Genomic DNA, 2,593 nt, shown 5'->3' with positions numbered 1-2,593 from the left:
GAGCCGGCGGGCGCGGGACCGGCGGGCGCGGGACCGGCGGGCGCGGGACCGGACGGCGACATCGAGCCGTCCCCACCGCGGCTGACGCCGACGGAGTGGCGGCTGCTCGCGGTGCTGGTCGACCAGCCCGGCAAGCTGATCTCCTCGCGGGCCCTGCTGGACCAGGTCTGGGGGCCGGGCCACGCCGATGACACCTCCAGCCTCCGGCTGTACGTCAACCGGCTGCGCCGCAAGCTCGAACCCGACCCGTCCCGTCCCCGCCACCTCACCACCGAACCCGGCATGGGCTACCGCTACCAGCCGTAGCAGGGCGCCGATGCGGCCTTTGATGGTCAGAACCCGCGGTCTCGGTCGGATACCCGGAACATTCGGTCAGTATTCTCTGACTTCCTGGTCGGGTGTGGCCGGATGAATGCGCGGCGTGGTGATCCGGGTGGAGCGCGCGAGGGATTGTTCGCGGCCCTTGGTGAACCGGGGAAATCGGACGTCGGTGAGAAAGAACTTCTCGATCCAGCCGGGAGCCGTCGACGCAGCGGCGACCGCGCCCGTAAAGGCGGCTATTCAATGCGATGGTGTCGGCCGCGCCATTGCGGCGGCCCACCCGCACGCCGGGTGGTGCTATCTGGCGCCGGCCCTCAGGACGGCCCGCAGTCCGCGATCCGCCCGCATCGCCGCCGCCGGATCCAGATTAGAAGCGACACTCTGTTGCGTAAATATGGTCGCCTTGCTAGCGTCCTGGTTCGGCGGCATTCTGACGACACCCTGCCCGTCCCGGCGGGCGGGAAGGGGACCCTGATGAAGGTAGACGCGATCGTTCAGTGCGACCTGAGCGATGCCGCGGACGTCGCCCGGCGGGCGCAGGATCGCGGTTTCGACCGGATGCTGCACGCCGAGGTCGCGCACGATCCGTTCCTGCCGTTAGCGCTCGCCGCGGCGGCGACCGACCGGATCTCGCTGGGCACGGGCATCGCGGTCGCGTTCGCCCGCAGCCCGATGACGGTCGCGGTCAGCGCGGCCGACCTGCACCGCCAGTCACGCGGCCGGTTCGTCCTCGGCCTCGGCAGCCAGATCCGTCCGCACGTCACCCGGCGCTTCGCGATGCCCTGGTCGCGCCCGGCCGCCCGAATGCGCGAGTACGTCGGCGCGCTGCGGGCGATCTGGACCTCCTGGCAGGACGGCTCCCCGCTGCGGTTCGACGGTGAGTTCTACCAGCACACCCTGATGACCCCGATGTTCAGCCATGGGCCGAGCGAGTATGGTGACCCGTCGATCTTCCTCGCCGGCGTCGGGCCGGAGATGACCGCGGTGGCCGGCGAGGTCGCCGACGGCTTCCTCGCGCACGGCTTCACCACCCCCAGCTACCTGCGCGAGGTCACCCTCGCAAACCTGGGCAGGGGACTGGACCGCGCCGGGCGGGACCGCTCGGCCATCGAAGTGAGCATTCCGCTGTTCAGCCTGCTCGGCCACGACGACGCCGAGATCGCCGCTCGGGCGTCCGGTGTCCGCCACACACTCGCCTTCTACGGCTCGACCCCGGCCTACCGCCCCGTCCTCGAGCATCACGGCTGGGGTGAGCTCGGCGTCGAGCTGACCCGGCTTTCCAAGCTCGGCGAATGGGCGAAGATGGGCGACGCGATCGACGACGAGGTGCTCCGCGAGTTCACGATCATCTGCGCGCCGGAGGAATTCACCGGCGAAGTCCTGCGTCGCTACGGCGATGTGGTCGACCGCGTCCAGATCGGCCTGGCCGAGAGCCGGTCCGACACCGTCCTCGCGGGCACGATGGCCGCCCTGCGCGCGCACCGTCGACCCTGACCCGCGTCGGCGGACGCCCGAATTCCCTCGCGCGACCGGCCGCGCGCCTGGGTCATGGGGGTGACCGGACCGGCGACGCTCCCGCTGGTGTCCGCGCCGTTGCGGACAGCGGCCGGGGCAGCGTCGGCGAGGCGATGATCCGCCGGCGCCCGCGGGTGATCGTGGCCAGCAGCATGAGCACGACGCCAACAGCGCACAGCGTGCGCACTGCGGTCGCCAGCTGGAGGATCGGCGGGGGGGCTGTGTCGAAGGCGGTCTCCAGCAGGGCGATGCGCAACGCGTACCCGCTGACGGATGCGGCCCCGGCGACCCGGCGGAACACCCCATCCAGGACCAGGACCCACACGCCTAGCAGCCCCATCGCCCCGACCAGCCCCAGGTTCACGACGCCGTCACCGAACGCCGTGATCGTCGAGGAGGTCGGCAGGTCCGCGGGCAGGTCGAACACGGCATGGCTGATCCGTCGCCCCTGGTCGGCCGTCGGCTTTCCCGGATACAGCAACCGTGGAACGAGGACGCCGGCCTGGTCGCGCAGTGCCACCACCGACCTGACCTCCGGATCGTCCTTCACCTCCAGCGCCCGCAGGAGGTAGGGCCGGTAGTCCAGCCGACGGATGACTACCTCGGCGAGCGAGCCCGGTGTCGTCGACTGGTAGCCGGCGCTGGCCGCCTGGCCGGCGCGCACCGAGCTGCCCGCCACGAACACCGGGCCCGCCACGAACATCCTCGCCGGCATCGGCGTCGGCCTGGAGTCAGCCGTCTACTCGGCACTGCTGAT

At 71.2% G+C, this 2,593-nt stretch carries 3 protein-coding genes; 2 read left to right on the top strand and 1 reads right to left on the bottom strand.

Going from position 1 to position 2,593, the window contains the following annotated elements; translation table 11 throughout:
• Both MXD58_RS28660 and MXD58_RS28655 read left to right on the top strand, forming a co-directional pair.
• On the top strand, nucleotides 1–306 hold a 306-nt coding region (locus tag MXD58_RS28660), incomplete at its 5' end, for a winged helix-turn-helix domain-containing protein (protein WP_250611295.1).
• 489 nt (nucleotides 307–795) lie between these two features.
• Nucleotides 796–1,815 carry a TIGR03617 family F420-dependent LLM class oxidoreductase gene (locus MXD58_RS28655; protein ID WP_248840658.1) on the top strand — a complete coding sequence of 340 codons (1,020 nt, stop codon included), beginning with the start codon at nucleotides 796–798 and terminating at the stop codon, nucleotides 1,813–1,815.
• 52 nt (nucleotides 1,816–1,867) lie between these two features.
• On the opposite strand, the gene MXD58_RS28650 is transcribed toward MXD58_RS28655, so the two are convergent.
• Nucleotides 1,868–2,533: a hypothetical protein gene (locus MXD58_RS28650; protein ID WP_250611293.1), complete on the bottom strand. Its 666-nt coding sequence runs from the start codon at nucleotides 2,531–2,533 to the stop codon at nucleotides 1,868–1,870.
• Nucleotides 2,534–2,593 lie beyond the last annotated feature (60 nt).

The sequence above is a fragment of the Frankia sp. AgKG'84/4 genome (assembly GCF_023242965.2).
Lineage (GTDB): Bacteria > Actinomycetota > Actinomycetes > Frankiales > Frankiaceae > Frankia.
This window is presented reverse-complemented; position numbering and strand designations above follow the sequence as displayed.